Raw genomic sequence first — 22,719 nt, forward strand, 5'->3', positions numbered from 1 at the left:
TCGCGGTGGTCATCGCGCCTGCACGTTCTGCAGGCGCCAGCGGTTCAGACTGTCCAGCTTGGCCTGGTAGCGCTGCTGCAGCGCATCCCCGCCCAGCGCCCGCGCCCGCTGCATCTCCTCGCCGGCATGCTGCGTATCGCCGACCATGAAGTAGGCGCGGGCCAGGCCGAAGTGGAACTGGTGTGCTTCCTCGTACAGGCGCACGGCGCGCTTGTAATAGCGTATGGCCTGCGCATAGTCCTGCTTCTTCTCCGCGTCGGCGCCCAGCATGTACTGCACGAACGGGTCGCGACGGTGCACCAGCGCCAGCCGGCGCGACAGCCGCTCGGCCTCACGCGTGTCGCCCATGCGGGTGTACAGCGTGCTGGCGTTGGACAGCGACGCGGCATGCTGCGGCGCGTAGCGCAGGGCGGATCTGAAGTCGACCACGGCGGCCTGCAGGCGGCCTTCGCGCGTGTCCAGCACGCCCAGGTTGTTCCACCCCGAGGCGAACTCCGGTGACATCTGCAGCGATTGGCGGAAGTAGGCGCGTGCCAGGACCAGGTCGCCGGCGGCCATGCGGGCGGCGCCGCGGTTGTTGTAGAAATGCGCCAACGCACGTTCGCGGGTGATCTGCCTGGGGCCCTCGCGGTCGTACAGCACGTTGCGGTCCAGATCGACGACCGCGCTGCGGCCGCCCAGGTTGACGCCCGCATTGACGTGGCCAACGCTGTAGATCACGCCCTGGTCCTGGTACCAGGACACCACCTGGTTGACCTCCTGCACGTGCGCATCGATGCCGGCCTCGCGGGCCAGGCTGACGAACAGCAGGGTGAAGGCCAGGCAGTTGGCCCGCCGGGTTTCCCAGGTCTCGGCCACAGTGAGGGTGGCGTCGGCGTCGTAGCCCAGGTTCATGCCCTGCGCATCGAAGATCAGGGTGATCAGGCGTTGCAGGCGCTGCTCGCGCGACAGCGACGGGGTGATCACGCGCGCGTGCAGCAGGGCCAGCAGCGCCGGCGGGATGGCCATGACCTGGTCCGGGCTGGGGATCGGCCCGGTGGCCACGACCGACACCGGGGGCAAGGGGGTGGCAGCCGGCGGCGGCGCCGTTGCGTCGGCGGCGACGGCCAGCCCGGGCACGGCCAGGGCCAGGCTCAACAGCAGGGCGGTGCTACCGGTCATGGCGGTCTCCTCGCAGCAGGGCTGGGGCCAGTCGCCGCCAGTCTATGCCCGGCGTGGGCGGTGCGCACGCCGCTCATCGGCGTATCCGGCCATCCACAGCCGGTGTGGATGGGCACCGGGTAAAGGTGTGGATAACCGTCGGCGGCGCCTGCGCCGCAAGGGCGTCACGAGGGTGGTGAAAAAAACGCCGGGCGCAGGGACGGGCACGGGGTTGCCAGCGCCTGCGCGCCGGCCAATCATGGTGCATGCGCTTTGAACCGATTCCGCTGCCGCCTGCCCAGCTCGCCGAGCTGGAAGCCCGCTACACCGAGCCGCCACGGGCGTACCACAACTTCGCGCACGTACAGGCGGTGCTGCGGCACTGCCTGACCGTGGCCGTGGACGGCCCCGGCTGGCAGGCGCCGGCCGAAGTGCAGCTGGCCGCGCTGTATCACGACGCGATCTACGACGCCGGGCGCAGCGACAACGAGGCGCGGTCGGCGGAGCTGGCCCGCGAGGCGATCGCGCGCTGGCTGCCGAAGCAGGGCATCGATGTCGAACGGGTGGTGCAGCTGATCGAACTGACCGCGCGCCACGGCACGCTGGCTGCGTCGGACGTGGATGCCGAGGCCGCGTTGTTCCTCGATTGCGACATGGCCATTCTCGGCGCACCGGCGCCGGTCTTCGACGCCTATGACCGTGGCATCGCAGAAGAGTACGCCGGTCACGTGCCCGGCTTCCTGTTCCGCATGCAGCGCAAGCGGTTCCTGCGGAAGGTGCTGATGAAGCCGCGGATTTTCCTGAGCGACTTTTTCCACCAGCGTCTGGACGCACCGGCGCGGTCCAACCTGCGGCGGCTGCTTGAGCGCTGAAGGTCGCGGGCTACACTGACCGGCACACCCGTTGCCTGGTCGTCCGCACGATGTCTGCGCCTGCTTGTGATCCCACCGACCCCGACCCCACCGATCCGCGTCCGCGACCGCCGGAAGAGCCGGGGCCCAACGAATGCTGCGGCAGCGGCTGCCCGCTGTGCGTGCTGGATATGTACAGCGATGAGCTGCAGCAGTACCGCGCCGCATTGGCCGCCTGGAAACTGCGCCATCCGGAGGTGCCGTGAGCCGGCCGGTGCGACCGTCCCCGCGCTGGCAGGGGGCGTTCGCGCAGGTGGCCATCCTGGCGCTGCTGCTGTTCGTGGCGACCGCGGTCTGGACGCAGGTCGCCCGTGACGACCTGGATTGGGTCCGCGCCACATTGAGCCTGTATCTGCACGGCCCCTGGGGCCTGGCCCTGCGCAGCGCCTACTGCATGCTGGCGATCGCGATCATGCTGCTGGCCATGTCGCTGCACGCCGGCAGTGGCTCGCCGCGCCGCAGTGCGGCGGCCCCGATGCTGTTCTGCGTGGCCGGGGTGGGGCTGATGGGCGTGGCGATCGGCGACAGCTGGCTGCCTGCGCATGCACCGCTGCTGGCGCCGCTGGTACACGGCATCGCCGCCAATACCGCCTTCCTGTGCGCCAGCGTGGCGATGCTGCTGCAGAGCTGGTACCTGCGTGCCGATCCTCGTTGGTCGCGCTGGGCGGGCGCGGCGTGGAGCTGGGCCTGGCTGAGCTTCGTTCTGCTGTGGCTGCATGTGCTGTGGCGCGGGCCGCCGCGCGGCGCCGGGCAGAAGGTGGTGATCGCGGCGCTGGTGGCCTGGCTGCTGGCGGTTGCCTGGCAGCAGTGGCGGCAGACCCGCGTGCAGGCCGCTCCGGCGCGGCGCTGAGCGCTGCGGCCAGTCTGTGTACATGCCCTTGGCCGGCGACCGGCGTATCGTGTGGCGCATCTATCCGAGGATGCGAGACGATGCGGCGAGCCGCGTGGGGGAAGGTGCTGGCGCTGGTGATGGTGGGCACGGCGGCAACGGCCGCGGCCACGCCGCCACGGACAGTCAGTCACGGTCGATTCCAGGACACCCCGGTGTACCTGCCCGAGGGCCATCCGCAGCGGGTGGTGGTGTGGTTCGACGGGGGCCGTGACCCGGGCCGCAGTGCCGCGCGCGTGGCCGCGCTGCGCGCGCAGGGCGCGCTGGTGGCCGTGGTCGATGTGGCCCGGCTGCGCCGCAGCGTGGCACATGATGGCGGTGGCAGCTGCGGTTTCGGTGCGGGCGATGTCGAGAATTTCTCGCGCTGGTTCCAGGCGTACCTGCAGTTGCCCGGGTACCACCTGCCGCTGATCGGCGGGGATGGCGAAGGCGCCGAGTTGGCTTACGCGGTCGCCGCGCAGGCCGATACGCAGGTGTTCGCCGGCCTGCTGACCACCGACTTCTGTCCGGATGGCGCGCGCGAACGCATGGTCTGCGGTGCGGGCGTCAGCCACGGCCGCCTGCAGCCGACCGAATTGAGCTTCCCGTGGTTGAATGCCGCAGGTGAGGCGCATTGCCGCGCCGGTGATGCGGGGGTGTTCCTGCGCCGCGTTGCGATGGCCCGACCGTTCCAGCGCACCGCGAGCGGCGACGCCTTGCCCGGTCTGCTGGCCGCCGCGCAGGTGCTGGGTGCGCAGCAGGGTGTCAGCCTGGCGCCGCCGCCGGATGACCTCAGGGGCTTGCCGGTGGTGGAGGTGCCGTCGTCCAGGCCCGGTGACACGCTGGCCATCTTCGTGTCCGGTGATGGCGGCTGGGCGGGGCTCGACAAGGAAGTGGCCGCGGCATTGAGCGATGCGGGGGTGTCGGTGGTGGGCGTGGATTCGCTGCGCTATTTCTGGAGCGAACGCACGCCGCAGGGCTTTGCCCGCGACCTGGAGCGTATCGCTGCGCACTATCGCCAGCAATGGCAGCGCCAGCGCGTGGTGCTGATCGGGTTCTCGCAGGGCGCGGATGTGCTTCCGGCCGCGATCAACCAGCTGTCGCCGGCCACGCGCGACAGCCTGGGGATGATTGCGTTGATGTCGGTGGGGCGGAAGGCCGATTACGAATTCCACGTCAGCAACTGGCTGGGCGGTGGCGGTGACGGCCTGCCGATCGCCCCCGAAGTGGCGCGCCTGCCGCCGGGGAAGACGCTGTGCCTGTATGGCGAAGACGATGGCGACGCGTTGTGTCCGGCGTTGCCGCCGGGCAGCGCGCAGGTGATCCGGTTGCCCGGGGACCATCACTTCAAGGGCGACTACGACCGCCTGGCACAGACGCTGCTGGCGCATCTCCCGGCGCGGTAGCTGGGGGAGAGCCGACCGTGGGTCGGCTATCGCGCGCAGCGCGCGGGGTGTCGGTGGCGGTGCGTTATCGGCGCGGGTCCAGGGAGATCAGGCGGGTGGCGTCGAGCAGGGCGGCGGGCAGGTGCATGCCGCCCGGCGCGGCCAGGTAGCGCGAACGCCAGACCGGGGCGAACTTGGACTTGAAGCGGCGCAGCCCGCTGAAGCCATAGAAGCGTTCGCCATGCCGGGCCACCACGTTGGCAAACCGGTTCCAGCGTCCGGCCAGGCGGTGCTGGGCCAGGCCGGACAACGGCGCCATGCCCAGCGAAAAACGCTGGAAGTCGTGGTCACGGCCCCACAGGAACAGCTCGATGAACAGAAAATCCATCGTGCCCTTCGGTGCATCGTTGACGTGGCGCATCAGGTCCACCGACAGCTCGTGGCCGGCCGGCGCCTGCCACAGGTTGGCGAAGGCCACGATGCGGCCTTCCGCTTCCACCAACGCCACCGGGAAGCGCGCCAGATAGTCCGGGTCGAAGCTGCCCAGCGAGAAGCCCTTCTCGTCGCCGGCCTTGTCGTCCAGCCATGCCTGGGAAATGGCCGACAGCGCCGGCAACAGGGCCGGAACCTCCTCGGCCGGGGCCACGCGGAAACTCAGCCCGCCGCGCTTGCCGCGGTTCCAGGCCTGACGCAGGTCGGCCCGGTCGCGGCCTTCCAGTGTGAAGCCCTGCAACGGCACCATCGCCTCCTCGCCGAGCTTGACCAGGGTCAGGCCCAGGTCGAGGTAGGTCTGCCAGTGCGCTTCGCCGACCTGGTAGAACACCGGGCGCAGACCGAGCCGGTCGGCTTCCTCGCGGAAGCGCCAGATCAGCTCGCGTGCGGTCTCCGGCGGTCCCACCGGGTCGCCCATCGCGATCAGCGACCCGCCGTAGCGCTGCATCATCACAAAGCCGGTCTGTGCCGGGTCGCGCAGTACCGCCTTGTCGGCAGTGAGCACCAGGCAGGCCTGGGTGTCTTCGGCGCGCTGCAGGATCGGTGCGAGCGCGTCCAGCGTCGAGGCATCTGCCGGCGGCAGCGGGGTACGCGTGCTGTGCAGCAGCCGTGCCAGGCCGAAGATGGTCAGCGCGATGGCCACCACCAGCAGTGCGCGCAGCGCGCGGGGCGCGTTGCCGGACAGCGCGAACTGCCACCACAGCTCGTTCTGGTACTCGACATGGCTGTACACGAAGAACAGCAGCCAGATGACCGCCACCAGCACCAGCCCGAGATTGCGGATCCACGGCCACGACCAGGCTTCGTCCAGCAGCGCGCCCTGGCGGTAGAACTCGCGGCGCGAGGCCCACAATGCCGTGGCCACCAGCAGCGCGGAGAGCGCGATCAGCACCTGGCCGCCGCGCAGCCAGATCGGCAGCGGGGCGATCACGCAGATCGCCAGCGCCAGCATCCAGGCGGCATGGCTGCGCCGCTGCAGCCCCTGGCCGATCAGCAGCAGCGCCACGCCGGCCAGACTGCCGAGCAGGTGCGAGGTCTCCAGGATCGGCAGCGAGGCGGTGAGCAGATGCCGGCGCGGGGTGGGCAGCGTGCCGTCGATGACCAGCGCGGCGCCCACGCTGAAGACCGCCAGCGCGATGATCTGCGGCAGCCACGGACGCAGCGCGGTCCAGCCGGCGCGGGTGGCCCCGGCACTGGCGCGCAGTGGCCGCCGCAGCGCCGGTGCAAGCGCGAGCAGGGTGGCCAGCAGCAGGGGCACCACGTAGTAGGTCACCCGGTAGATCAGCGCGGCCGCGAGCACGGACGCAGGTGCGACCTGCGGCAACAGCTTGAGCAGGCTCCATTCGAACACGCCCAGACCGGCCGGCACGCTGGAGATCAGCCCGGCCAGCACCGCCACCAGATACAGGCCGACGAAGCCGGGCAGTCCGGTGGGCGACTCCATCGGCAGCAGCACGTAGAACGCCGCCGCCGCCAGGACCAGTTCGACCATGCTCAACGCGGTGACGCCGAGCATGGTGCGGCGGTCGGGCAGCCACAGCGCATGGCCGCGGATGCGGAACGTGCGGCCATCGCGGCCGACCAGCAGCACGGTGACGGCATAGGCCAGCAGCCCGGCCACGCCGAACGCGCGTACGACCTGCGCCGATACCGGCAGGGCCAGCGCCGCCGCGCCGGGCTCGAGCAGGAACGCCATCGACAACAGCACCCAGGCGCCGAACACGAACCCCAACGTGCTCATCAGCACTACCTGGCCGATCTCACCCAGCGACAGGCCCGCTCCGCCATAGCCGCGCAGTCGCACCGCACCGCCGGTGAGAGCGGCGAAGCCGAGGGTCTGCCCGAGGGTGTGCGCGAGGAACGCGGTGATGCCGACGCGGGCCGGATGCAGCCGCTTGCCGCTGCGGCGCAGGCCGATCGCGTCGAAGCCGATCAGGCAGGCATAGCTGGCCAGGCCGAGCAGCACGGTCAGCGCGATCTGCCCGCCGCCCAGATGGCGGAACGCCTCACGGATGGCGCGATAGCCATGTTCGTCGAATTCGTTGGCCAGCCCGTGCAGGGCCAGCGCGAGGATGCCGAGGCTGACGATGACGGTGGCCGCGCGGCGCCAGGCGGCGCGGGAGGGCGTGGGAGCCGGGGAGGGGTCGGTCATCGGTACAGCGTGCTCCGGGGCGGGCGATGGGAGAGTCAAGGCAGCGCATGGCGGCGTGCGGGCGCATCGTGCGCCGGATGCCGGCGCTTGCCAAGGGTGCTGGCTGCGCTCACGTCGCATCGGCGACAATGCGTTCATCACCCACAGGAGTAATCGCCATGTTGGAACGCTTCGACGTCGGCCCGCGCATGTCCGAGATGACGGTGCACAACAAGGTTGCCTATCTGTCCGGGCAGATCCCCGAAGACACCAGCCAGGACATCACCGGGCAGACGCGCCAGGTGCTGGCGGAGATCGACAAGCTGCTGGCGCTGGTGGCCAGCGACAAGCAGCACATCCTGCGTGCCGAGGTGTTCCTGTCCGACATCAACGACTTTGCCGGCATGAATGCCGCGTGGGACGAATGGGTCGTGGCCGGCATGACGCCGGCGCGCGCGACGGTGGAGGCCAAGCTGGCCGATCCGTCGTGGAAGGTGGAAATCGTGGTGACGGCCGCGTTGCCGTAACCCGGCAGGGCAGGGCTCCGCGCTACGGCGTGGAGCCGTTGCCGCGGGGCAGCAGCACGATGCAGTCCACCGGGCACGGTGGCAGGCACAGGCCGCAGCCGGTGCACAGGTCGGCGATGACGGTGTGCATGTACTTGGCGCCGCCGACGATGGCGTCCACCGGGCAGGCCTGGATGCACTTGGTGCAGCCGATGCAGTCGGCCTCCACGATCAGCGCAAGCTGGTCCGGCACATGGTCGCCGCGGCTGCGGTCGAACGGAACCGCCGGCACGCCCAGCACCCGCGCCAGTGCACGCGCACCGGCATCGCCCCCTGGCGGGCAGCGCTCCACGCCCGCCTCGCCGCGTGCCATTGCCGCGGCATAGGGACGGCAGCCGTCGTAGCCGCACTGGCCGCATTGGGTCTGCGGCAACAGGCGGTCGAGGCGTTCGACCAAGGGGATGCGTGCGGTGGTCATGCGTGGCGTCGGCTGCGCGGAAGGGTCATTTCTGTGGTTTGCCGCGATACCAGCGTTCGTGGGCCAGGGCCAGCATCGGCCGGTCTTCGCGGCTGTCGCCGTAGGCATGGATGCGCAGGAAGCGCGACAGGTCGTAGCGGCGGCGGATGTGCTCGACTTTGCGTGGGCCGCAGTCGCCATCGACATAGCGACCGGTCAGGCGCCCATCGCGGATTTCCAGCCGGTTGCAGATCAGATCGATGCCGAGCGCGTCGCACCACGGGCGCAGGTACAGGTCCAGCGAACCGGACACGATCACCACGGTGTGGCGTTGCTGCAGGTGCCAGCGGATCTGTTCCAGCATCTGCGGGCGCACCACCTCGGGCAGGACGTCCCGCGCATAGCCGGCGGCCTGGGTGGCGATGTCGTCGGCATGGCGGTCGCTGAAGGTCAGGCGGGTGACGCGGGCACGGATGCGCGCGGCGGAGATCAGCTTCAGCCGGTAGGCCAGCAGCCACGGGCCGATCTTCCACCACGCCTGCGCCAACTGCTCGGGTGTGGCCACGCGGCGCAGGAAGCGGCCGTACGTGTCGCAGGTGGTGACGGTGTGGTCGAAGTCGAACAGGGCCAGTTCCATCCGATCCTCTCTGGGCTTGCGCAGGCGGGGCGGCCCTGGGGGCCACCCCGGGAGCGATCAGCGGACCGGCATGCCCGGCAGCGCGCCGCTGTCGGCATCCAGCAGCGCCAGTGCGCCACCGTCGAAACCGGCCGACAGGATCATGCCTTCGCTCAGGCCGAAGCGCATCTTGCGCGGCGCCAGGTTGGCGATGAACACCACGCTGCGGCCGACCAGCGCCTCCGGGTCGCCGTAGCTGGCACGGATGCCGGAGAAGATCTGGCGCGTGCCCAGCTCGCCGGCGTCCAGTTCAAAACGCAGCAGCTTGTCCGACCCGTCGACGAACGTGCAGGCCAGCACCTTGCCGATGCGCAGGTCGAGCTTGGCGAAGTCGTCGATGCCGATGTAGCTCGGCGCAGCGTCGCCGTCGGCGGCCGGTGCCGGTGCGGCCGGCTTGGCGGCTTTGGCCGGGGTGGCGGGAGCCGGGGTGGCGGCCTGCAGGGTGTCCTTGGAAGCGTCGGTCATGGCGTCGATCAGTTTCGGGTCGATACGGGTGAACAGGGGGGCGTACACGGCGATGGTGTGGGCGACCAGCGGCGAGGCGACATCGGTCCAGGCCTGCACAGGGGCGGCCAGGAACGTCTCGGCCTGGGCGGCAGTGGCCGGCAGCACCGGCTTGAGCGCGGTGACCAGCACGCGGAACAGGTTCAGGCCCTGGGTGCACACCGACTGCAGCTGCGCGTCGGCACCCTCCTGCTTGGCGATCACCCACGGCTTTTCATCGTCGATGTAGCGGTTGGCTTCGTCGGCCAGCGCCATCGTCTGGCGCAGCGCGGCGGCCGGGTCGTTGCGCTCGTACGCCTCGCGGATCGGCGCCAGGGCAGCGACGAAACGGTCGTACTGGGCCGGGTCCGGCAGCGCGTCGGCCAGGCGGCCGTCGAAGCGCTTGCTGATGAAGCCGGCGCAGCGGCTGGCGAGGTTGACGAACTTGCCGACCAGGTCGGCGTTGACGCGGGCGATGAAGTCGCCCAGGTTCAGGTCGAGATCGTCGACACCGCCGGAGGATTTGGCGGCGAAGTAGTAGCGCAGCGCTTCCGGTTCAAGACCGGCGTCGAGGTAGGTGCGCGCCATCACGAAGGTGCCGCGCGACTTGGACATCTTGGCGCCATCCACGGTGAGGTAGCCGTTGACGTGCAGGCGGGTGGGCGCGCGGTGGCCGGTGCCGTGCAGTACGGCTGGCCAGAACAGGCCGTGGAAGTTGACGATGTCCTTGCCGATGAAGTGGTGCAGTTCGGTGGCGGTGCCGGCACGCAGGTGCGCGTCGAAGTCTTCGCCGGTCCTGGCGCACAGCGCCTTGAAGCTGGACAGGTAGCCGATCGGCGCATCCAACCAGACGTAGAAGTACTTGCCGGGATGGCCGGGAATCTGGAAACCGAAGTAGGGCGCGTCGCGGGAGATGTCCCAGGCACGCAGGCCGCCCTCGGCATTGAGCCACTCGCCGAGCTTGGCCTTGACGCCGGGCAGGGCGACGTCGCCCGCCAGCCACTCGCGCAGGAAACCTTCGAAGCGGCCCACCTCGAAGAAGAAGTGTTCGGAGTCGCGGATTTCCGGGGTGGCACCGGAGATGACCGACTTCGGTTCCTTCAGGTCGGTGGGGCTGTAGGTGGCGCCGCAGACTTCGCAGTTGTCGCCGTACTGGTCGGCGCTGCCACAGGTGGGGCAGATGCCCTTGATGTAGCGGTCGGGCAGGAACATGCCCTTGGCCGGATCGTAGAACTGGGCCACGGAACGACGCGCGATGTGACCTTCCGCCTCGAGCTTGAGGTAGAAGGCTTCAGTCAGGGCCTTGTTGGTGGCCGAGTTGGTCGAGTCGTAGTGATCGAAGGCGACGCCGAACGCGGCGAAGTCGCGCTCGTGGCTGGCCTGGATGTTGGCGATGAAGGCTTCCGGGGTCACACCGGCCTTTTCGGCCGCGAGCATGATCGGGGTGCCGTGGGTATCGTCGGCGCACACGAACCAGGTCTTGCCGCCGCTCATTCGCCGCGCGCGCACCCAGATGTCAGCCTGGATGTAGCCGACCAGGTGGCCCAGGTGGAGCGGGCCGTTGGCGTAGGGCAGGGCGGTGGTGACGAGAGCGGTGCGGGTCATGGGAAGCGCTGTTGCCTTGGGGACCGGGGATTATCGCACGGAGGGGCGTATGCGCCCCCAGCCTGTGCCGCGTGGGCCAGCGCGCACGGCCAAACGTCAACGACGCCCGCTCGGGGTGGGGTGCCGGAAATGCAGAAGGCCGACGCGGAAAACCGCGTCGGCCTTCTTCACACGTGCAGCAACGGCGGACGTTTTACTCGCGCACCCAGGTCTGGGCGCGGCAGATGAAGGCCACGCAGCCGGACACGTCGAGCTTGGCGCCGCCGGTCTGCAGCTTCATCTTGGACTTGTACGTCTTGCCGTTGGCCGGGTCCAGGATGGTGCCGCCGGACCAGGCGCTGGCGCCGTCGGCCTTGAGGTTCCACAGGATGGTCATGCCCTTGACCGGCTTGTTCTTGTTGGCGCCTTCGCAGCCGTCACAGACCGGGTTGGGACCCTTGTCCGAATGCAGGATCTCGACCACTTTGCCGGTCAGGGTGCCATTGGTGGCCTGGGTGATCTCGACGATCGATTTCACCTTGCCGGTCTTGTCATCGATGGTCTTCCAGCGGCCGACGGCGCTGTCGGCGGCGTTGGCCGACAGGGCGGCCATGACCAGCGGCAGTGCCAGCAGCAGCGTCTTGAAGGTCTTGCGCATGTTCCCCTCCCAGGGATGTCCGTGAATGCCGGCGCGGGGCCGGTACAGGGCCGACTGTATACCCATTCGCTCCGGTACGGAACGTGTCGGCGGCAGGCGTCAGCCGGGGTCGGCCGGGATCTCGTACAGCTCCAGCGGCAGGCCGTCCGGATCGGCGAAGAAGGTGAAACGGCGGCCGGTGTATTCATCGGTGCGGATCGGCTCGCAGGGGACGCCCGCGGCGGCCAGGCGGGCGATCATCGGTTCCAGTGTCGCGACCCGGAACGCGAGGTGGCGCAGGCCCTGCGCTTCGGGGCGGCTGGGCCGTGGCGGCGCGTCGGGGAACGAGAACAGTTCCAGTTGACTGCCGTCGGGCAGGGCGAGGTCGAGTTTCCAGGAGTCGCGCGCGGCCCGATGGTTCTCGGCCAGCACGCGCAGGCCGAGCACCCCGGTGTAGAAGGCGCGGGAGCGGGCGTAGTCCGATCCGATCAGCGCCACGTGGTGGACGCCAAGCAGGCCGGTAGCGTCGGGAGGCGTCATTGCAGGGTGTCCAACCAGCGCTGCGCGATCTTCAGTGCCAGCGGATAGGGTTCGGGGCCGTCGCGGTTGGTGAGGATGATCACGGTCAGGTGCCGCTCCGGGTAGCGCAGGATGACGTTGCGGAAGCCGATGCTCTCACCGCTGTGCCACTGTGCACCGCCGTTGAGGCGCCAGCCGAAACCGTAGAACGGGACATCCGGCTCGTCGGTGCGGGTGGCGGGGGTGAACGCCTGTTGCCGCCACGGCGCCTGGAGCAGGCGGTCGTCGTACAGCGCCGCGTCCCAGCGGGCCAGGTCGTCGAGCGAGGAATAGAGGCCACCGTCGCCAAGCACGGCGCTGGTGGGGCTCTGGTCGGTGCGCTGCCAGTGGCCGTCGACCGGGCTGTAGCCGTAGGCGCGGTCGATGACGGCGTCCACGCCGTCCTGGTGGGCGACCGTCCCGGCCATGCCCAGTGGCAGGAAGATGCGCTGGCGCAGGAAAGTGGCGAAGTCCTGGCCGGACGCCCTGCCGACCACCAGGGCCAGCAAGGCATAGCCGCTGTTGCTGTAGCGGTAGGTGCTGCCCGGTGCGAACAGGGTGCGGTTCTGGCCTTCGAGCAGACGCAGCACGTCGGCATCGTGGACCTGGGCGGTACTGCCGGACGGCATCAGGTCTTCGTAGTCGAGCAGGCCGCTGGTGTGGCTGAGCAGGTGGCGCAGGGTGACCGCGTCGGCGGCGGCCGGCAGGGACGGCAGCCAGCGCCGCACCGGGTCGTCCAGTGTCAGCGTGCCGTCCTGGGCCAGCAGCAGGATCGCCGCCGCAGTGAACTGCTTGCTGACCGAGGCGAGCCGGAAGTTGCTGCGCGGGGTGACCGGGGTGGCGTCCTCGACCACGGCCAGGCCGTAGCCGCGGCGGAACACCGGTACGCCGTCGTGCAGCACCAGCACGGCCGCGCCGGGGACCTGGCCGTCATAGCGGGCCATCAGTGCATCGATGCCCGGGTCGGGCGGCGTCAGCGTCGGCGCGGCGGCCGTGTGGGCCGCCGCAAGCAGGCCGCCGCACAGCAGATGGAACCAGGCACGCGGGCGGCGGGCAGGGTGCATGGCCGGCGTCGCGTCGATCAGGGCGTGGGACTGGCGCTGCCGCCAGCCTGCTCGCTGGCAATCCAGCGGGCGATCTTGGCATCGAGGATGTCCAGCGGCATGGAGCCGTCACGCAGGATCTCCTCATGGAAGCGGCGCAGGTCGAAGCGCGGGCCCAGCGCGGCCTTCGCCGTCTCGCGCAGCTCCATCATCTTCAGCTCGCCCAGGCCGTTGGCCAGGGTCTGCCCGGGCAGGGCCATGAACCGTTCGACTTCGGCGGTGGCGTCGTCGACCGGCAGGTCGGCCGTTTTGACCAGGTAGTCCACGGCCTGGCGCTTGCTCCAGCCTTGCGCATGCACGCCGGTGTCGGCGGCCATGCGCGCGGCGCGGGTCAGCGCGCCCTGCAGGTAAGCGATGCGCTCGTACGGGTCCTGGTAGACGCCCAGTTCCTCGCCCAGCGATTCGGCATACAGGCCCCAGCCTTCGACGAAGGCAATGTCGCCACCGAGGCGGCGGAAGCGCGGCAGTTTGTCCAGCTCCTGCTGCAGCCCCAGCTGCACATGATGGCCGGGGATGCCTTCGTGCAGGTACTGCATCGGGGCCGCCCAGCGCCGGCGGCTGGGCAGCTCGCCGGTGTTGACGTAGAGGATGCCCGGACGCATGCCGTCCGGCAGCGGCGGCTGGTAGCTGACCGCGGCGGCGGTGGCGGCGCGCTCGGCTTCCACCGCGCGGATCTCCATCGGCGCCTTGGGCAGCGTGCCGAGCAGGCCCGGCAGACGCGCGTTGACCTGCCCCTGCAGCTGCTTGTACCGGGCAAGCAGCGCATCGGCGTTGGCGTACTGGAAATCGCGGTCGGTGCGCATGTTGCGCAGCATCTTCTGCTGCGAGCCGCGGATGCGGTTGTCCTTCATGATCGTGGCGATCTGCGCCTGCAGCGCGCTCACGCGCTGCTCGGCCAGGGCGTGGATCTGCACCGGCGTCAGCGTGGACGCCGTGCTCTGCACGATGTTCTGCGCATACCAGGCCTGGCCGTTGGGCAGCGCCGACAGACCGTCGCTGGCGCGGGTGGCGGGCAGGTATTCGGTGGCGATGAAGCCGCGCAGCGCACGGTAGGCCGGCATGATGCGGTACTCGATCATGCGCTTGTATTCGGCGGCGATGCGCGCCTTGTCGGCAGCGGAGAAGTCGTCCGGGAGGTTGCGTACCGGTGCCCAGAAAATGCTCTCTTCGGCGGTCGGCTTGATCACGGCATCCAGCTGCGGAAGCACCTTCTCCATCAGATCGCGCGGCTGCACCACGCCGGCCGCCATGCCCTGGCGCATGTTGGCGATGGCCTGATCGAACAGCGGCGGAATGCCCAGCGAGCGGCGCGACCACGTGTCGTAGTCCTGCACGGTGTTGAATGGCTGGGCGCCCGAGCCGGAGCCGAGGATGGCCATGATGCTGCCCAGGTTGTAGTACTGGCTCACCGGCAGCATCCAGCCCGGGTACTGCTCGGCGGCCAGCGACATGCGCGCGTCGCGTACGAAGATCTCGTAGCTCAGCAGGTCCTGCCCGGTCAGGCCGTCCGGGCCGATCTTCTCCACTTTGCCCAGCCACTCCACGCTGAAATCATGGGATTGCTGGCGGTAGGCGGCCGACAGGATGTTGGGCAACTGGTCGTTGTGTCGCGCATCGCCCTGGAACGTGGCCTGCAGCGGGTTGAGCCGCATCGCGGCATCCCAGTATTCGTCGTAGATGCGGTTGAGCTGGGCGGCCTTGGTCTGCTGGCGCACCAGCGGCTGGCGGGCAGGGGGCGCCGCAGGCCGGGCACGCGGTTTGGCCTTTGGCTTGGCGGCGGCGCGGGTCTGCGCGGCCGCGGGCCGGCTGGTCTTCTTCTTGGCGGCTTCGGCCGGCGCGGCAGCGCTGAACACCAGCAGGGCGGCAATGGCAAGCGCCAGGGCGCGGGCGGGGTGGGGCATCGGCTACTTCCGTGAACGCACAGACACGGGAGCTTGCCCGATTCGACCGGATACGGCCAGCGCAGGTGCCTGGTCAGGTTCGCGCCGTATGGCGCTCAGTCAGCCGCCGCCTCGGCGCGCAGCTGTGCGGCGCGCCCGGCGCCAAGATAACGGGTGATCGCACGGCGCATCAGGTACAGCACAGGAATCAGTGCGATCGCAAAGGCCATCTTGTACAGGTAATTGACGCTGCTCACCGCCAGGAACAGCGAGGTAGGCCACTGCTGCGGGCCCAGTACAAAGGCGATCCAGATCACCACGAAGCTGTCCACCAGTTGCGACACCGCGGTGGAGCCGGTCGCGCGCAGCCACACATGGCGCTCGCCGGTGGCGCGGCGGATGCGGTGGAACACGGCCACGTCGATCAACTGCCCGAACAGGAACGCCACCAGCGAGCCGGCGATGGTCCACATGCCTTGGCCGAACACCGCCGCGAACGCGGCCTGGTAATCGGGCACGCCGTGCGCGCGCATGGAGGTGACCCACCAGTCGGCAGGAACCAGCGAGATCGCGGCGAACGCGAAGAGAAACCCGTAGGTGATCAGCGCCACCGCCAGCCACGAGATGAACTTCACGCCACGCCGGCCGAAGAACTCGTTGATGGTGTCGGTCATGATGAACACCACCGGCCACAGCAGCGTGCCGGCGGTGAAGCTGAGCGAACCGGTCTGGCCGAACAGGTTCCAGTTGAACGCAGACACACCCAGTGTGTCTTCCAGCGCGAAGATCTTGACGCCGATGAACTCGGCCAGCACCGCGTTGGCGCAGAAGAACGCGGCCAGCGCGATGAACAGCAGGACCGCGCGATCCTGCAGCGGCCGCGCGCTCATGTCAGCGGTCGCCGGCGCGGGTGAATGGCACCGATTCCGGCGCGACCGCGCCGCCGGAGATGATGAAGCTCATCGCCTGGTCCACGGTCCAGTCGGTGGGCGTGAGCAGTTCCACCGGCACGATCTCCAGGTAGCCGGAGGTCGGGTTGGGCGTGGTGGGCACGTAGACGGCCGCCAGCTCGCGGCCGGTGCCCTGCTCGCGGATCACCCGCGTCACCAGCCCCACCGACTTCATGTCGCGGTGGGGGAAATCGATCAGCACCACGCGCTGGGTGCTGCCTGGTTCGGTCTGCAGCATGTCGAGCAGTTTCTTGGCGCTGTCGTAGATGATGCTGGCCAGCGGAATACGGCGGATCACCGCACCAAACCAGCGCAGCAGGCGCTGGCCGATCACGCGGCGGCTGAGCACGCCGACACTGAGGATCACCAGCAGCGTAGCGCCCAGACCGATCAGGTTCTGCATCCACTCGACCTTGATCCAGCCGAGATAGTGCGGGAAGGACGCGGCGATCTGCGCCGACAGCGGCACCACCACCGGGCTGCTGATGCCCGACAGCAGCACGAAGACGAATTTGACCACGACCCATGTCAGCCAGATCGGCAGCAGGGTCAGCAGGCCGGTCAGGAACAACCGCTGCAGGGAGGGGCGCGGAACGAGTTGGGGGGCTTCGGGCGACATCCGCGCATTGTAGCGGCGGCGTGGCTGCGTTTACGCTGGTTGATTCGGGCAATCGTCGCGAACAGGGGAAATGCTGTGACCAAACCGATGCGTGTGGCGGCAACAGGAATCGGGGTGCTGATGCTGCTGGCTGCAGGCACGTGGCTGGCCGCGCGGCTGTGGCCGGTCCCGCAGGCGCACCAGGACGCCCTGCAGCTGCTGCGCGCGGCGCCCCCGGTGGACGGCCGCAGCGGCGCGGCGGCGGTGTGGACGGTGGGGTTTGACGGCATGGACGCGGCGGCCCGTGAGCAGGTCCTGGCCGAGGACCTGACGCGTTGGCAGCAGGGCGCGCCCGGCAGGCGACCACAGGCGTCGGTGGCCGAAGAGCGTTTCCCGCGCCCGGCCATCACCGCCGCGTTCGGTTGCGGCCAGCGTGGCATCGGCTGCCTGGCGGCGGTACGCGCCGATCCGGCCGCGTTCGCCGCCGCCCATGTCGGCCACGAGGCGTTGCACATGCGCGTGGCCGAGCTGTCGCAGTTCGACCACTACGCGCTGCCCTTCCGCGCCTACGACACCGACCTGATGACGCCGCTGCCGTCGATGCAGCCGCTGCTCGACACTCTGTCGGCCAATGCGTTGGCACATGTGCAGGGCGATACCCCGCGCGCGCTGCAGGGAACGTGCGCGGACATCCTGACCGGGCGCCGCCTGGTCGGGCGCGGCGACAACCTGTTGTTCAGCATGATCGGCGCGGCCCTGCTGGAGGGCCAGGCGCATCTGCTCGCCGACCTGCTGGCCGAGCTGCCTGCCGATGCGGCGCTGCCGCCGGTCTGCACGGCGGCCCTGCAGCCCATGACCGTGCCCGAGCAGAGTCTGTGCACGGCCATGCGCGGCGAGTTCGCGATGGGACAGGCAGCGCTGCGCACCTCCGAGCAGGGCAGTGTGCTGCAGCCACTGGTGTTCAATCTGGCACGGACCGAGGCGCGCTTCGCGCCCCACTATGCCTGGGCCTGTGACGCGGCGGCGATGCAGGCGCTGGCCGACGACCGGCCGCTGCGCGAACCGGCCCCGCAGCCAGCGGGATTCGACTGTGTGGCCAACGCCCTGGGTTGCCGTTTGGCGGCGATCGGTGCGATGACGATGCGACCCTATGCGGATCGCGCGCAGGACAGCGCGGCGATGCTGCGCCTGGTCGCCGCCCAGCGCTGGCTCCGCCAGCAGGCCGATCCGCCGGCGCAGGCACTGCCGCGGCTGCCCGCGTCGATGCGCTCCTCCGCCCGCACCCCGGTGCTCAGCCCCGACGGCCGCTGGCTGCAGATTCCGCGCCGTGCCACGGCCCGGCCGGATGAAGGGATCACGGCGATGCTGCAGGTGCCGATGCCGGCCACGGCGCCCTGACGGGGCGCGCCGGCGATCGCTCAGGGAGCCGCCTTGCCTGCCCCGCGCGCGTCGGGTTTGAGGCGCAGGTACACCTGCTTGCGCACGCGCGCCACCACCTCGCCCTGGGCATCGAGGATGTCGTTGCTGAACCAGTGCAGGTATTTCTCGCCGCCCGCCGTGGCGGCGCGCAACTGCGCCAGCAGGGCCTCGTCGAGGCGGAACTCGGCCGTGACCGTGCCGCGCCCGGGCTTGAGGAATTCAATCTCGCCGGCGCGGTCCCACACGTAGTAGTCGCGGCCCAGGTTCTGCATCACCGTGAGCATCCAGAACGGATCGGTCATCGCAAACAGGCTGCCGCCGAAATGGGTGCCGACATAGTTGCGGTTCCACGGGCGCATGCGCAGTTCGACCCGCACGTAGCGGTAATCGGCGGCAACGTCGGTGACGTGGATGCCGGTGAACAGAAACGGGGGCCACAGGTTGATGCCGTGGCGGAACAGGCGGGCGTCCATCGGGTCCGGTCGCGCAGGGAGGAGGGTCCGGAGTCTAACATTCGTATGCGTATGGTGGCGCCCGTGCGGGTCAGGCCGTGCCGCCGTCGTCCACCGCATACCCATTGCGCCCGGCGGCCTTGGCGCGATACAGGGCGACATCGGCGCCCTCGAAGAAGTGCCGCGGTTCGCTCTCCGCGGCCGGTACCCGGGTGTACACGCCGACGGTGAGGGTGATCCGGGCGATGTCGCCGCGGCCGGTCGGAATCTCCAGCTGCTGCACCCCGGCGATCAGGTCCTGTACCACCTGTACCGCGCCATCCGCGCCCGTGTCAGGCAGGATCAGGGCGAACTCGTCGCCGCCGAACCGTGCCGCCATGTCGCGCGGGCGCCGCGCGTGCGCGCCGATTTCGTGTGCGATGCGGCGTAGCAGGTCGTCGCCGGCCTGGTGCCCGTAGAGGTCGTTGTGGCGCTTGAAATGGTCCACATCGATCAGGATCAGGCTGAGCGGGCGGCAGGTCCGGCGGCCGGCATCGTGCTCCTGCTGCAGAGCCTGCTCGAAGCGCAGCCGGTTGCCGAGCCCGGTCAGCGCATCGCTGTTGGCCTGCCGGCGCCACGCGCTGACCCGCCATACGGCCCACGCCGCGATCACCAGCAGCATGCCGACCAGGCTGGCTGCCGGAGCGAACCACAGGTTGCCGCCACGCAGCAGGGCCAGGCTGAGCAGCAGCGCCACCGGCAACGCCAGCAGTGCGCCCAGCCACGCCCGCGGCAGGGTCAGGGCGAGGCAGCAGAGCGCCACCAGCAGGCCGGTCAGGCCGTTCTGCCACGCGGCGGGCAGCACGCGGATGACCTTGTCATCGAGCATCATCGAGGCGACGTTGGCCTGGTATTCACTGCCGCTCATCCAGCGCTCGCGCGTGGTCGGGGTGAGCAGGGGCGGGGCGATGCCACTGGCGGTCATGCCCACCATCACCAGCCGGCCGCGCAGCAGCGCCGGGTCCACGGTGCCGTTGAGCACGTCCACATAGGACACCTGCGGGAAGCGATCCGGCGGGCCGGCGTAGCGCACCCGCACGTAATGGTCGCGCCGCCACTGGTAGGGCGAGGAGACGTCGGTGCCGCCATCGCGCAGCCCGGGCAACGGGCCGCGCACATCGGCCAGCGCCAGTCCCAGCGCGGGCCAGTGTGGTGAGCCGATGCCGGCAGTGAGGTACAGCCCGCGGGCCACGCCGTCGGCGTCCACCTCGATGTCACTGTGGCCGAGGGTGGCGGCGTTGGCGGCGATCAGCGGGATCGGCAGCAGTTCCTCGGCCATGCGTGGCCCGCTGCTCGGCGCGGCGAGAACCGGCAGCACTACCTTGCCGTTGCGGCGGATCGCCGCGGCCAGCTCGGCATCCTGTGCGGCGTCACGGCGGTCTGGCTCGGACAGCATCAGGTCCAGGGCGACACGCCCTGCACCGGCCTGGGTCAGGCGGTCGAGCAGGCGCGCATGGGTGGCTCGCGGCCACGGCCATTGGCCGAGCTGCTGCAGGCTGGCGTCGTCGATGGCCACGATCAGCAGGCGCGGGTCGGGCGGGTAGTCCCATCCGCCGACATAGGTGTCGTACACCGCTTCGTCCTGCGTCCAGAACCAGTGCCAGTGGCTTGCGGCAACCGCGAGCGCTGCCATCGCCAGTGCCAGCACCAACCGGCCCGGCCATGACAGGTGCAGCGGTTTCACAGCAGCAGCCACAGCAGCAGGGCACCGCCGCCGGCGCCATAGCAGGTGCGGCATGGCAGCGCGATCTGCTGCGGTGCCGAGAACGGCCCGGCGTAGCCATCGTCCTCGATGTACTGCACGCGCACGTGCAGGTTGCCGTGCCACGGGCGCTTGAGCGTGACTTCCGGCTGGTCGACCTCGCGGTCCAGCAGCGGCCGGGCGAAGTCGCCCTTGCGATCAAGCTGCACGCGGTAGCGCTGGCCCGGCTCGCCTGCCTGCCAGCGCAGGGTCAGCTGGCCTTTGGCTGCCTCCGGCGGTTGCAGCGCCGGATCGACGGGGGTGTCGGTCAGGGTCAGCGGCAGCGTCTGGCCGAAGCGGCCCTGATGGCCGTTGCGGTCCCGGGAGGCGACGCGCCAGTAGTACGTGCCCGGTGGCAGCGGCTGCGCGGGACGCAGGTGGGTGGACGTGGTGTCCTGCTCCACCAGGGGCGAGACGAACTGCGGGTCGCTGGCGATCTGCAGCACGCTGGCCGCGGCGTCGGGTACCTGTCCCCATTCGAAGCGCGGGCGCGTGCTGTTCACGATCTCGGCGTGGCGCGGGCGCACGGTGATCGGGGCGACCGGCTGGTCGCGGACGATGAAGTCGCGCTCGCTGTCCAGGCCTTCCACGCCGTCGGCGCTGACCGCGCGCAGCAGCACGCGCAGGGTGCCTGCGGGAAGGTCGTCGAAGGTGGCGGTGGTGGCAGGGCTGTCCTGCGCGGCCAGCAGCACGTCGGGCTGGTCGGCGCGCACGATCTCGATGCGGTAGCCGGCGGCGCCGTCGACCGGCGCCCAGGCCAACCGGGCCGGCAATGGCTCCAGCCGGGTGTGCGCGATGTCCAGGTGCGGAGCCGGCAGCAGCGCTTCCAGCGGCGCCGGGCGGGTCAGCGCCGAGGGCGTCCGGGTGGCCTGGCCGTGGGCGACCAGGCGCTGGCCGGCACGATTGCCGACCTGCACACGCCCCTGGACCACTTCGGTGGAGGCGCCCTGGCCGTGCTGGCCTGCGCTCACCCGGAACACCGTGCCGCGCACGCTGCTGGTGGCCGTCGGCGCATCGATGATGTATCGGGAGGCCGGGCCGCGCGCCGGGGTGACCCGGTTGCTGGCGCGACCCTGTTCCAGGCGCAGGCGGGTATCGACCATGCCGGTGCGTCCATAGCGGCTGAGCTGGTCCAGGCGCAGACGCGAGCCCTCGCGCAGCTGCAGCCGGGAGGCATCGGCGAATTCGAGGGTGACGCTGGCGTCGGCGCCGGTTTCGACTTCTTCGCCGATGCCCAGCAGATCGCCTTCCTTCAGCGCGCGCAGCGTGCCACGGCCAACCGTCGTGCCCGCCTGCACCGGGCCACGTACCGCCACCACCCGGGCCGGAGCGGGCTGCACCCGCAGCCACGCGACCGGGAACCCCAGTTGGGTGCCCGGCGGCAGCCGGTAGGGGTCATCCACGCGGTTGTGCCGCTGCAGTCGTTCCCACTCCACTTCAGGCTTGAGGTACAGGGTGGCCAGGTCCCAGAGGGTGTCGCCGGGACGCACCCGGTAGTGCCAGTCCTGCGCCAGCAGGGGCAGGGGGGACAGCAACAGCAGGGCCAGCAGCAGGCTGCGCACGGTACGGGGGAAGCGGTGCGGCGGAATGGTCAATCTCACGGTCGATGGCGCCCTGCGAAGCGGGGCTCAGCCATGTGGACCCCAATGGCCCAGACCTCATCCCCCCGAATGGATCGCGGCCTCCACTGGGCCGCAATTCATTATTGCCCGGGACCCGTGCAGGGTTTCTGAACGCAGCCGCCTCAGAACAGCAGCGAGGCCATGCGGCGGCGGTAGCGGCCCACCAGATCGTCGTCCTGGATGACCTTGAAGGCGTCGATCAGCAGTTTGCGCGGGCGGCCATCATCGTAGGTGCGGTCGCGCCGCAGCATCTCCAGGAACTGCGCCAATGCCGCCTCGTCCTCGCCGGCCAGCAGCTGCTGCACACCGCGCAGATGGCGCGCCTGCAGGTCATCGCCATCGGCGGCGATGCGCGCGTCCAGCACATCGGCAGGTGGCGCGTCCTGCAGGGCGCTGGCGAAGTCCAGACGCGCGCGGGCACGCACGGCGCGGTCATCGGTGGACAGGTTGGCCGGCAGTGCATCGATCAGCGCGCTGGCTTCGGCGGTGGCTCCGGTCTGCAGCAGCGCCAGCGCCAGGTCGAGCTTCAGCTCTTCCTTGTCCGGCTCGGCGGCGATCGCCGCGCGCAGCACGTCCACCTGGGCCTGCGGATCCAGCGGTGCCGGCTCGTCTTCGGCGGCGGCCGCGTCGGCAGGGGCTGCCGGCACCACGCCGTGCTGGGCCAGGAACTCGCGCAGCTGGCCTTCCGGCACCGCTCCCGGGAAACCGTCGACGATCTGGCCGCCCTTGACCAGAAAGACGGTGGGCACCGAGCGGATCTGGAAGGCGGCGGCGATCTGCTGCTCCTGATCAACGTCCACCTTGGCCAGTTCGAACGCACCGTTGTACTCGCCCGCCAGCTTTTCCAGCATCGGGCCCAGGGTCTTGCACGGGCCGCACCAGGTGGCCCAGAAGTCCACCAGCACCGGGGTCTGCAGGGACTTCTGCAGGACCTGGGCTTCAAAAGACTCGGTGGTGGCGTCAAAGACGTAGGAAAGATCGCTCATGGTCGGATATCAACGGGAAACAGGTAACCGAGTGTATGGTGCCGCCGCCCGCCCGACGCAACCCCACTGCCGCGTCCGCGGCAAACCGGAGACAATGCGTC

The 22,719-nt window shown here is 70.0% G+C and carries 21 protein-coding genes; 6 read left to right on the forward strand and 15 right to left on the reverse strand.

Annotated elements, in window-relative coordinates; translation table 11 throughout:
* Nucleotides 1-9: 9 nt before the first annotated feature.
* The gene (locus ACPEH8_RS04850) at nt 10-1,161 is read right to left on the reverse strand and encodes a tetratricopeptide repeat protein (protein ID WP_312711381.1); all 1,152 of its coding nucleotides are present in this window, start codon (nt 1,159-1,161) and stop codon (nt 10-12) included.
* A 245-nt stretch (nt 1,162-1,406) separates the two neighbouring features.
* Between ACPEH8_RS04850 and ACPEH8_RS04855 the strand changes: the two genes are divergently transcribed.
* From ACPEH8_RS04855 to ACPEH8_RS04870, 4 genes are all read left to right on the forward strand, one after another.
* Nucleotides 1,407-2,012 (forward strand): HD domain-containing protein, encoded by a 606-nt coding sequence (locus ACPEH8_RS04855; RefSeq protein WP_017356326.1) that lies wholly within the window; start codon nt 1,407-1,409, stop codon nt 2,010-2,012.
* Nucleotides 2,013-2,062: 50 nt separating this feature from the next.
* Nucleotides 2,063-2,257 (forward strand): oxidoreductase-like domain-containing protein, encoded by a 195-nt coding sequence (locus ACPEH8_RS04860; RefSeq protein WP_026070810.1) that lies wholly within the window; start codon nt 2,063-2,065, stop codon nt 2,255-2,257.
* The gene (locus ACPEH8_RS04865; RefSeq protein WP_229296539.1) at nt 2,254-2,901 is read left to right on the forward strand and encodes a DUF998 domain-containing protein; all 648 of its coding nucleotides are present in this window, start codon (nt 2,254-2,256) and stop codon (nt 2,899-2,901) included. Before ACPEH8_RS04860 ends, ACPEH8_RS04865 begins: the two co-directional genes overlap by 4 nt.
* 80 nt (nt 2,902-2,981) lie before the next feature.
* Nucleotides 2,982-4,325: a virulence factor family protein gene (locus ACPEH8_RS04870; RefSeq protein ID WP_423666201.1), complete on the forward strand. Its 1,344-nt coding sequence runs from the start codon at nt 2,982-2,984 to the stop codon at nt 4,323-4,325.
* Between the two features lie 64 nt (nt 4,326-4,389).
* On the opposite strand, the gene mprF is transcribed toward ACPEH8_RS04870, so the two are convergent.
* Nucleotides 4,390-6,948, reverse strand: coding sequence for a bifunctional lysylphosphatidylglycerol flippase/synthetase MprF (mprF, locus tag ACPEH8_RS04875; protein ID WP_166473308.1), 2,559 nt, complete (start codon nt 6,946-6,948; stop codon nt 4,390-4,392).
* Nucleotides 6,949-7,106: 158 nt separating this feature from the next.
* Here mprF and ACPEH8_RS04880 point away from each other — a divergent pair, with 158 nt between their 5' ends.
* Nucleotides 7,107-7,454: a RidA family protein gene (locus tag ACPEH8_RS04880; RefSeq protein ID WP_017357406.1), complete on the forward strand. Its 348-nt coding sequence runs from the start codon at nt 7,107-7,109 to the stop codon at nt 7,452-7,454.
* Between the two features lie 22 nt (nt 7,455-7,476).
* On the opposite strand, the gene rnfB is transcribed toward ACPEH8_RS04880, so the two are convergent.
* The 9 genes from rnfB to ACPEH8_RS04925 all read right to left on the reverse strand — a co-directional run bounded on the left by rnfB (nt 7,477) and on the right by ACPEH8_RS04925 (nt 16,380).
* Nucleotides 7,477-7,911: an Rnf electron transport complex subunit RnfB gene (gene rnfB / locus ACPEH8_RS04885; protein WP_017357407.1), complete on the reverse strand. Its 435-nt coding sequence runs from the start codon at nt 7,909-7,911 to the stop codon at nt 7,477-7,479.
* A gap of 25 nt (nt 7,912-7,936) precedes the next feature.
* Nucleotides 7,937-8,527 carry an HAD family hydrolase gene (locus tag ACPEH8_RS04890; protein ID WP_017357408.1) on the reverse strand — a complete coding sequence of 197 codons (591 nt, stop codon included), beginning with the start codon at nt 8,525-8,527 and terminating at the stop codon, nt 7,937-7,939.
* Nucleotides 8,528-8,584: 57 nt separating this feature from the next.
* A complete protein-coding gene (metG, locus tag ACPEH8_RS04895) occupies nt 8,585-10,654 on the reverse strand; it encodes a methionine--tRNA ligase (protein WP_017357409.1) in 2,070 nt (689 codons plus the stop codon).
* A gap of 193 nt (nt 10,655-10,847) precedes the next feature.
* Entirely contained in the window at nt 10,848-11,291 is a 444-nt protein-coding gene (locus ACPEH8_RS04900; protein ID WP_017357410.1) for a DUF2147 domain-containing protein, read from the reverse strand.
* 99 nt (nt 11,292-11,390) lie between these two features.
* A complete protein-coding gene (locus ACPEH8_RS04905) occupies nt 11,391-11,810 on the reverse strand; it encodes a VOC family protein (RefSeq protein ID WP_017357411.1) in 420 nt (139 codons plus the stop codon).
* On the reverse strand, nt 11,807-12,892 hold the full coding sequence (locus tag ACPEH8_RS04910) for a serine hydrolase domain-containing protein (protein ID WP_423666203.1): 1,086 nt from the start codon (nt 12,890-12,892) through the stop codon (nt 11,807-11,809). Before ACPEH8_RS04910 ends, ACPEH8_RS04905 begins: the two co-directional genes overlap by 4 nt.
* Before the next feature lie 17 nt (nt 12,893-12,909).
* Nucleotides 12,910-14,832, reverse strand: coding sequence for a DUF885 domain-containing protein (locus ACPEH8_RS04915; protein WP_017357413.1), 1,923 nt, complete (start codon nt 14,830-14,832; stop codon nt 12,910-12,912).
* A gap of 95 nt (nt 14,833-14,927) precedes the next feature.
* Complete coding sequence (locus ACPEH8_RS04920; protein WP_423666205.1) at nt 14,928-15,701, reverse strand: queuosine precursor transporter; 774 nt, start codon at nt 15,699-15,701, stop codon at nt 14,928-14,930.
* A 1-nt stretch (nt 15,702) separates the two neighbouring features.
* Entirely contained in the window at nt 15,703-16,380 is a 678-nt protein-coding gene (locus ACPEH8_RS04925; protein ID WP_017357415.1) for a DUF502 domain-containing protein, read from the reverse strand.
* A gap of 120 nt (nt 16,381-16,500) precedes the next feature.
* On the opposite strand from ACPEH8_RS04925, the gene ACPEH8_RS04930 reads away from it, so the two are divergent.
* Entirely contained in the window at nt 16,501-17,757 is a 1,257-nt protein-coding gene (locus ACPEH8_RS04930) for a hypothetical protein (RefSeq protein ID WP_423666206.1), read from the forward strand.
* Nucleotides 17,758-17,777: 20 nt separating this feature from the next.
* Here ACPEH8_RS04930 and ACPEH8_RS04935 read toward each other — a convergent pair whose 3' ends face one another.
* The 4 genes from ACPEH8_RS04935 to trxA form a co-directional block, all read right to left on the reverse strand.
* Complete coding sequence (locus ACPEH8_RS04935) at nt 17,778-18,251, reverse strand: DUF4442 domain-containing protein (RefSeq protein ID WP_017357014.1); 474 nt, start codon at nt 18,249-18,251, stop codon at nt 17,778-17,780.
* A 70-nt stretch (nt 18,252-18,321) separates the two neighbouring features.
* Nucleotides 18,322-19,953 carry a CHASE2 domain-containing protein gene (locus ACPEH8_RS04940; protein ID WP_423666208.1) on the reverse strand — a complete coding sequence of 544 codons (1,632 nt, stop codon included), beginning with the start codon at nt 19,951-19,953 and terminating at the stop codon, nt 18,322-18,324.
* Complete coding sequence (locus ACPEH8_RS04945; protein ID WP_423666210.1) at nt 19,950-21,611, reverse strand: FecR domain-containing protein; 1,662 nt, start codon at nt 21,609-21,611, stop codon at nt 19,950-19,952. Before ACPEH8_RS04945 ends, ACPEH8_RS04940 begins: the two co-directional genes overlap by 4 nt.
* A 143-nt stretch (nt 21,612-21,754) precedes the next feature.
* Nucleotides 21,755-22,618, reverse strand: a complete 864-nt coding sequence (gene trxA, locus ACPEH8_RS04950; RefSeq protein WP_136003150.1) for a thioredoxin — start codon at nt 22,616-22,618, stop codon at nt 21,755-21,757.
* Nucleotides 22,619-22,719: the final 101 nt, after the last annotated feature.

The sequence above is a fragment of the Stenotrophomonas sp. NPDC077461 genome (genome assembly GCF_049545475.1).
GTDB lineage: Bacteria > Pseudomonadota > Gammaproteobacteria > Xanthomonadales > Xanthomonadaceae > Stenotrophomonas > Stenotrophomonas nematodicola.

Bases quoted from the DNA above. Each gene is read 5' to 3' on its own strand.
- ACPEH8_RS04850 (WP_312711381.1), bottom strand. From the start codon at position 1,161: ATGACCGGTAGCACCGCCCTGCTGTTGAGCCTGGCCCTGGCCGTGCCC.
- ACPEH8_RS04855 (WP_017356326.1), top strand. From the start codon at position 1,407: ATGCGCTTTGAACCGATTCCGCTGCCGCCTGCCCAGCTCGCCGAGCTG.
- ACPEH8_RS04860 (WP_026070810.1), top strand. From the start codon at position 2,063: ATGTCTGCGCCTGCTTGTGATCCCACCGACCCCGACCCCACCGATCCG.
- ACPEH8_RS04870 (WP_423666201.1), top strand. From the start codon at position 2,982: ATGCGGCGAGCCGCGTGGGGGAAGGTGCTGGCGCTGGTGATGGTGGGC.
- mprF (WP_166473308.1), bottom strand. From the start codon at position 6,948: ATGACCGACCCCTCCCCGGCTCCCACGCCCTCCCGCGCCGCCTGGCGC.
- ACPEH8_RS04880 (WP_017357406.1), top strand. From the start codon at position 7,107: ATGTTGGAACGCTTCGACGTCGGCCCGCGCATGTCCGAGATGACGGTG.
- rnfB (WP_017357407.1), bottom strand. From the start codon at position 7,911: ATGACCACCGCACGCATCCCCTTGGTCGAACGCCTCGACCGCCTGTTG.
- ACPEH8_RS04890 (WP_017357408.1), bottom strand. From the start codon at position 8,527: ATGGAACTGGCCCTGTTCGACTTCGACCACACCGTCACCACCTGCGAC.
- metG (WP_017357409.1), bottom strand. From the start codon at position 10,654: ATGACCCGCACCGCTCTCGTCACCACCGCCCTGCCCTACGCCAACGGC.
- ACPEH8_RS04900 (WP_017357410.1), bottom strand. From the start codon at position 11,291: ATGCGCAAGACCTTCAAGACGCTGCTGCTGGCACTGCCGCTGGTCATG.
- ACPEH8_RS04905 (WP_017357411.1), bottom strand. From the start codon at position 11,810: ATGACGCCTCCCGACGCTACCGGCCTGCTTGGCGTCCACCACGTGGCG.
- ACPEH8_RS04910 (WP_423666203.1), bottom strand. From the start codon at position 12,892: ATGCACCCTGCCCGCCGCCCGCGTGCCTGGTTCCATCTGCTGTGCGGC.
- ACPEH8_RS04915 (WP_017357413.1), bottom strand. From the start codon at position 14,832: ATGCCCCACCCCGCCCGCGCCCTGGCGCTTGCCATTGCCGCCCTGCTG.
- ACPEH8_RS04920 (WP_423666205.1), bottom strand. From the start codon at position 15,701: ATGAGCGCGCGGCCGCTGCAGGATCGCGCGGTCCTGCTGTTCATCGCG.
- ACPEH8_RS04925 (WP_017357415.1), bottom strand. From the start codon at position 16,380: ATGTCGCCCGAAGCCCCCCAACTCGTTCCGCGCCCCTCCCTGCAGCGG.
- ACPEH8_RS04930 (WP_423666206.1), top strand. From the start codon at position 16,501: ATGCTGCTGGCTGCAGGCACGTGGCTGGCCGCGCGGCTGTGGCCGGTC.
- ACPEH8_RS04935 (WP_017357014.1), bottom strand. From the start codon at position 18,251: ATGGACGCCCGCCTGTTCCGCCACGGCATCAACCTGTGGCCCCCGTTT.
- trxA (WP_136003150.1), bottom strand. From the start codon at position 22,618: ATGAGCGATCTTTCCTACGTCTTTGACGCCACCACCGAGTCTTTTGAA.